5 protein-coding genes and 3 pseudogenes are annotated in these 6,579 nt (G+C 38.7%); 5 read left to right on the top strand and 3 right to left on the bottom strand.

The features are described from left to right. Window positions 1–1,114 precede the first annotated feature (1,114 nt). Window positions 1,115–1,339 (top strand): hypothetical protein, encoded by a 225-nt coding sequence (locus tag IQ211_RS17310; RefSeq protein WP_189761204.1) that lies wholly within the window; start codon window positions 1,115–1,117, stop codon window positions 1,337–1,339. A 411-nt stretch (window positions 1,340–1,750) separates the two neighbouring features. Here IQ211_RS17310 and IQ211_RS17305 read toward each other — a convergent pair. Beyond that, window positions 1,751–2,303: pseudogene (locus IQ211_RS17305) on the bottom strand (IS1 family transposase). A gap of 75 nt (window positions 2,304–2,378) precedes the next feature. Here IQ211_RS17305 and IQ211_RS17300 point away from each other — a divergent pair. The 4 genes from IQ211_RS17300 (at window position 2,379) to tnpA (ending at window position 5,923) form a co-directional block, all read left to right on the top strand. Beyond that, window positions 2,379–2,573: a hypothetical protein gene (locus IQ211_RS17300; RefSeq protein WP_189761205.1), complete on the top strand. Its 195-nt coding sequence runs from the start codon at window positions 2,379–2,381 to the stop codon at window positions 2,571–2,573. After that, on the top strand, window positions 2,555–3,019 hold the full coding sequence (locus IQ211_RS17295) for a hypothetical protein (protein WP_189761206.1): 465 nt from the start codon (window positions 2,555–2,557) through the stop codon (window positions 3,017–3,019). The genes IQ211_RS17300 and IQ211_RS17295 overlap by 19 nt, the downstream gene beginning before the upstream one ends. 352 nt (window positions 3,020–3,371) lie before the next feature. Beyond that, the gene (locus tag IQ211_RS17290; protein ID WP_189761207.1) at window positions 3,372–5,312 is read left to right on the top strand and encodes a tetratricopeptide repeat protein; all 1,941 of its coding nucleotides are present in this window, start codon (window positions 3,372–3,374) and stop codon (window positions 5,310–5,312) included. Between the two features lie 314 nt (window positions 5,313–5,626). Continuing rightward, window positions 5,627–5,923, top strand: coding sequence for an IS66 family insertion sequence element accessory protein TnpA (gene tnpA / locus IQ211_RS17285; protein WP_189761483.1), 297 nt, complete (start codon window positions 5,627–5,629; stop codon window positions 5,921–5,923). A gap of 37 nt (window positions 5,924–5,960) precedes the next feature. Here the strand turns inward: tnpA and IQ211_RS17280 are convergent. Both IQ211_RS17280 and IQ211_RS17275 read right to left on the bottom strand, forming a co-directional pair. Next, window positions 5,961–6,460, bottom strand: a pseudogene (locus IQ211_RS17280) (transposase domain-containing protein); the annotation flags it as partial. Window positions 6,461–6,463: 3 nt separating this feature from the next. Then, a pseudogene (locus IQ211_RS17275) lies at window positions 6,464–6,579 on the bottom strand (IS5/IS1182 family transposase); the annotation flags it as partial.

The following is a 6,579-nucleotide window of genomic DNA, read 5'->3' as shown; positions in this document are numbered from 1 at the left end:
ATGGAATAGCGTGATCTTAGCGTTTTAATGGGAGAAATAGCTATAAAAAGTCATATTCTGGTCTTTATTTAACCTCAATAACCTTGCTAAAAATGTGAGATCTCGCCCTGATTTAGAGGGTGGCTATATACCAAACTTGCGGCAATTGGTGCAGTGTTAGGATTTATCTTCTGGTTCATAGAATACAGAAAATACCGATATCGGGATGAATTAGATAAATACTTCAAACGCTGACTTAAATACCAACTCAAATCATCTACTCTGAGATGATAATGCTTTCCCTGAAAGTTAAAGGGCCGATTGTGCCCAACATATTGACAATTAACGAATATCCGCCACCGTGATAGCAAGTGATATTGACAATGAATTTGGTGTGTATCTTTTTTACTGCTGTTTGTGCATTCGGCTTTATCTCTCTGCGTTGTGCATTTGCTTAATTGTAGCGTCTAAGGTCTTGTTAATTGAGTATACAGCATCGATCATTAAATAATACCTGACCACCTCAGAGCAAATGATGCTGAGGTGGTCAGAACTAATACAGAGTCATGACGAAAGGACGGCAGGAGCGCTACCGTTCTGCGATTTTGTTATAAACAGAGTAGAATGCTGCCTCCTATTTGACTCTGTGTTATTATGCATTGAGTTACACAGTTGTGCCATGCTTGGCTATCTATAGGATATACTGAGCACGCCAAGGCATAAGTTTGCATTGAAGCTAAAAGTGTAGTGCCTGCTAACAGGCAAAGAAGAATGAACTTTTTCATTTTACTTACCCCATTTCACTGACAACAACAAAAACCAATTAACCCATTAAACCTATTTTCACCCAATAACAAGCGAATAATGCTTAACAATTAGTTACCATCTGAAACTAAAAGAAATATTTTTGTATCCATTCCCTGAGTGGCTACAGAAAACGAATGCTGCTACCCGTCTATGAGCGGTGTTGATAGGGTTTTGCATAAGTTTTGTGCTTCGGTAGTATCGAAATTCATCGGGGTTATATCAACCAATGCAGTTGATGATGCTAAATGAAACGAAAAAGCTGACAGCAATATGCCCATGAAGTAGACTGAAACTTCAATGATATTAATGAACAAAGGAGGTTTTGGTTATGGGAATAATTCTGATTCTTTTCGTTATTGCACTACCTATTGTTACTGTTTTGACAGTGGCTTTATTGATTGGATTAATTGCTGCGTTACAAAGTTGCAAGAAAGATAACAAACTATTTAGCTGGCTGCTTGTCATATTATTGAGTGTAGGATTTATCTTCTCATTCTATTACTTCTGCATCATTTGGTCTCAGGTTCCCGCTATCATTGGAATTTTTAGATAAAGTCATGTTTAGGCTTTAATAACCTTGTCACCTTCGTGAAGTGAACCTCTAATTGCGGCTAGGTATTTTTGTTTCAATGCAGGTGTTTCGGTTGCTCGTCAATCGATGCCCTGCGACAACATAGTTAGCTTAACCGCGGCTTTTTCGATTGCATTCAGCTCAAGGAATTAGAATGCCAAGGCTGCCGCTGCGTATGAAAAAATGATTGATTTAGTTGAACGCGAAAGAGAACGTGAATAGCGGTTGGAATGACGGCTACGAACCTATACAAGCATTTTGCTTAAAGGAGAAATTCATGGAATCTGCTCGTGATAAACGTACCCGTGAAATTGTTGAGGCCGAGAATCTTTGGTTGCTTGATAGCGTTGATACTGAAGGTTACGTAGGTTATGTTCCCAATAGTTAGATCGGTTAAACAAGGTAGTATTCACGCTCAATGAACATGCCTATCACTTTATCGTGTATTTCTTCGGATTTAGAATGGCCTATCGTTTTTCGATTCAGTCTCTTGATGCGAATACGTAGGGTGAGATTGGTTCTCTCGATACGTTGAGTAAATTTCTTTCTATGAAATGTTTTTTTTCAGGAAGACAATCGTAAACGATGTAATCATCCGTACAGTAGAACTGGATGTTGAAAGGAGACAGAAGAGCCAGCAATGTTTCCAACGTTTTCCTGCTGCGATCACCCAAGACATGTGCGATGACCCGCTTCATATTCGGTTCCCAAGCATACCAGAGCCAGCACTGATTTTTCTTGTTACCGACAAACGACCATGTTCGTCTATTTCAACAATAATCTGCACTTTCATGCCGGGATTACAGGCTTGATAGGTATAAGTCAGTTGAAACGTTTTGCGGCAGGCATAACAGTGATAACGGGGATGTCCAGTACGTCCTTTTCCATGTTCTTTTACCTCTTCCGTCTTGTGACAGTAACGACAAATCACATCAACTTTAGCCATCTTTCACCCATAATAAAAAACGGAAAGTTTATCACAACATCTAATCATTGGGCACATGACCAAAGGGGGAATGAAGTGACTTGGAGTGAAATTTATACAGCCATTAAGTCAAAATCAATTGATCTCACTGCTCTTGTTATATCAATGGCAGCATTATTTACTTCATGTAGCAATCAAAAATATGTAGAAGCAGCCTATGCAAACAACCAAAAAATAATAGATTACAGCAAAAAAATATTGAAAAAAACACAATGCAAGTTCAAGCCCTAGGGGGTAATAAAAAAATATTATCTATCAACATAATTTTCCCTAAAGGTTTCACCCAAAAGGAAGAATATATCGATTCTACTGAGCTTTTTTATCCAAGCCAGAATATGAATGTACTTATTGAAAAGATCTTTCCTAAAAACATGGCAGAAGGTGAATATTCCGTAGCTATACCAGTTCGATTTGTTACCAGATATGCTGCGGAAGGCGATGCATACATTGATAATTCTATTTACATGATGAATTTTTATATAAATGTAAAAGGGGAAAATTCTAAGCGAAGAATTTCAATAAATGACATTCAAATTACTTATGCTTCCAGAACCCCGATGAACCTCTTATACTACGCTCATTTATTAACTTTTGGTGAGATTGATGAAAATAATATAGATAAAATGTTTGAGGAAAAACAGTATAAAAAAACTATAAAATTTGTGGGGAGTATATAATGCAACAATACCCCCGAAAATCAGGTGCGGGTTGTTTGCGAAGCTTTATAAAAGTTGATACTGTTTTATCATGGTAGCTATCTTTATGGTAGCTATCTTTAGTTGAGAGTTAATTCACTTCTTCGCGTGTTCACTATATTGCTGGGTAAGAACAATCGAGTGATTTTTTGGTTTAATAACCTCCCGTTTGAGCGAAAACGGGAGATTTGTCTGCTTAAACTTGGCTTCCGAAGCCGCTGGGGCAATTCAACTCCGATAAAAGTTATTATTGCTTGACAATTAAAAATTTTATCTCTGAAATTGCACTGAATAGGCTAGATTCTCCAGCACATCTTCGATCGTAGGGTAGAAAATGCAACATTTAAATGATTTCCCCAAAAGAGATAGAAATCACAGAGTTGAAAGGCTTGCCATTACAGCTTTTGAAGGATTTCTTAGGGACTCAAAGGATTTTTTCATACAGAGTCAGGATGTTAATGACTACGGGGTAGACTATCAACTTGAAATAACAGTTAACGGTCAAGCGACAAATATCAGATTATTTGTTCAACTGAAAGGTACGGAACAAGAACTGAATTTTGATGGTTCAATTAGTATTTCAGTTAATAGAGCTAACTTGAATTACTTATTAATGCATCCATATTCATTTTATGTTTGCTTTCACGCTCCTACAAAATTGCTCAAAATATGCTTCGCTGAAAATATATTGCGCAATTATGAGCAGTCAGGAAAAAATTGGTCTGAGCAAGAAACCCTCACTGTGAAATTTGTGGATGATATATCTGAGTCACGTTTGCACGAAATATCCGAACTACTTAAACTCAATGCTCTTGCAACTCGGGATGCAAGAATAAACATAGTTACAAATCCAATTGAAAATGTTGCGGAGATAATTAGTAAAACTGTACCAAAGATTCATATCCCTGAAGATAAAAAATTAGTTCAAGAAATGTTAACATCATTATATGATCATAATCATGATGAAATAATTAGTGCTAATTTCCATGATTTTTTGGCAATTTTGGGTGCAGAACATCCTGCCATGATTTTCCCTTATATGTCAGAAATTAATAAGGGTATGGATGGAATGTGTCATGATAAAGGGCGAATTATTGATGGTATTCAGTACCTTAGATCAAGGCTATCTGAAGGAAAACTTACTAAAGGTAGTCTCTATTATTCTATTGGCAACGGGTTTACGGCTCTTAAAAAAGAAAATGAAGCTATTCAAGAATATAAAAATGCATTGGAGTATTTATCTGACGACAACCAATTAACAGCACAATGCTATAGAAACTTGGGAGGGAGTTATTCTGCTCTTGGAGAAGAAAATAAAGCATTGGATTGCTATCAAAAAGCACTTAAATTAGATCCTAATTTAAGTGAGGCAAATTATGCGGTAGGTGTTTACTACAATAGAAAAGGGAGTTATGCGTTGGCGCTTGAGTATTTCGATGCCATTATTTTTTCGCATAACACTCCAAATAGACTAGTTGGTGTAGTGCAGTGGCGAATCAATACTCTTTTTAATCTAAATGACTATCGTTCAGCATATAGAGAAATTAATACATTACTGAGTGGAAGCGAAAATAAAGATCAGTTATGGAAGTGGTGCTTAATGATAGTTGCTACTTTTTGTCGAACGTCTACAATTTCAGCAAAATTAAGCCTACCATTCTGGGAGCGTTTTTTAAATAGGTATCCACACAACCCTGATGCATCAAGAGAACTATTATTAGCAAAAAATTTTCTTAGAATGAATAATGATGAAATGGTCTTCTCTTATGATGACTTCAAAAAGGAATTTGAACTGTGCATCTTGGATGTTAAATATGAAGATACAGCATTTTTATGGGATCGTTTGGGTCATTGGGCTCAAGATGAAGATAAATGGTTGGATGCAGAATCATGCTTTCGAAAAGCCTATAACATTGATGGAGGGGAATATGGGTACTGCCTTGGTGTCGTTTTAAATCATCTTGGACGGTTTAAGGAGAGTTTACCCTTACTACTTGAACAAGCTGAAAAAATTCAACCAGATGATTTTAGTTGGTTTCAAGTGGCAATATCCTATGAGTTTCAAGGGCGTATACTTGAAGCTATCGAAGCTTATGAAAAATGTTTGTCTTTGAATGAAAAAAATGAACTGGCATTGTTTAATCTTGGTGGACTTCATTGGAATAACGATAACTTAGAAGAGGCAAGCCGTGTGTGGAAATTAGCCGTTATGTTTTATCCTGAGCATGAACTTGCGCATAAACTTCTCAGGGATATTCCGTTTATCCTGATTTGATAGTATTGAATTTAAGTTGGATACAAAATTGAATTTTAGATAAAAAATTAACTATCATGTCTTCACCCTCTGCTTGTTTCAATATGTATATTGGAGGCGTGTCACTTCTGGCATTATTCAGCCCAAATATACTTTGTCAGGGGTGCTGAACTGTCAGCAACCCCATGACATTCAGTCAGGTCAATTTAGCTCAACCAAAAAAAATATTCCGACTTTTAGAGGCTGCTACAGCGTAAACGCCCAATTAACCCCACATACCCGATGAATTAATCTTTTGTCATAGTGTGTTTTCTTCTGATAAAGGAAAAAACACCATGACACTGACTGAAAAACAACAACATTGGATAACCGTTATCGCAGCCCAGAAACAAAGTGGGATGACCGTGACAGCCTATTGTCAGCACCATGAGATTAACCTGGCCACATTTTACTATTGGGCAAAAAAACTTCGTCAACAGCAGGCGCCTCAACGCCTACATCCTGTGGTGGTTGACGAACATGCCGAGGCTGAGCAGACCGTCACGCTCTTTTTACCCGGCGGACTTCGGGCTGAGTTGCCGGTTGAGTTATCCACCGCACAGATACGCCACTGGATTGAGGCGCTACAATGATACCCGTCAGTACCCTTTATCTGGTTTCCGGTCAGACCGACAACTGCTTGGCATACGTGACTTCCCCCTGAAAACTGGGGCCAAATGCCACATCCCGGACCAGCCGGCTACGTAATGAGCTGAGTGCACATAATCGGACAATCGGGTATTCCGTTGTTTTTGTCGCACTGTATTAATCCGGCCAAAATGGTGGTCAAGCTCGTCTGTATCGGCGGTTCTGAACTGTGTCCCATCGACAGCATACAGCCTTAAACCGTGCCAGATATCGTGACTGTCTTCCTGCTTAACCCAGTGCGAGGCCGTAATGTCAAACAGTTTAGCTAAGGGTTCGTGAGTCAGTCTCTGACGCGCCTGAGGGATTGCGCTGGGCGCGACGGTTTCACCGGCACTATTTTGTACACTGAGATCCAATTTCGTGACCACTTCGGTGATGGAATGGTCACGAAAAAAGCCCATGGCAACGACAAGCCAAACCACGAGTTCAGCCGGTAACTTACGTCGTCGAACGCTGAATTTTTGTGTGGATTCTAGATTCTGTCGTCATGAAACATTCAGCCAAAGAACAAGACAACGAATTTGTACTGCGGCAAGAAAAGATGCGCGATTTTTTGCATAGCGCGTCGCGATACCCCGCCAGCGCTTAAGATGAAGAAACG

The sequence above is a fragment of the Xenorhabdus griffiniae genome (assembly GCF_015163655.1).
Classification (GTDB): domain Bacteria; phylum Pseudomonadota; class Gammaproteobacteria; order Enterobacterales; family Enterobacteriaceae; genus Xenorhabdus; species Xenorhabdus griffiniae.
This window is presented reverse-complemented; position numbering and strand designations above follow the sequence as displayed.

What these genes read in the sequence shown, in the direction of transcription:
- IQ211_RS17310 (WP_189761204.1), top strand. Translation starts at nt 1,115, where the DNA reads ATGGGAATAATTCTGATTCTTTTCGTTATTGCACTACCTATTGTTACT.
- IQ211_RS17295 (WP_189761206.1), top strand. Translation starts at nt 2,555, where the DNA reads ATGCAAGTTCAAGCCCTAGGGGGTAATAAAAAAATATTATCTATCAAC.
- IQ211_RS17290 (WP_189761207.1), top strand. Translation starts at nt 3,372, where the DNA reads ATGCAACATTTAAATGATTTCCCCAAAAGAGATAGAAATCACAGAGTT.
- tnpA (WP_189761483.1), top strand. Translation starts at nt 5,627, where the DNA reads ATGACACTGACTGAAAAACAACAACATTGGATAACCGTTATCGCAGCC.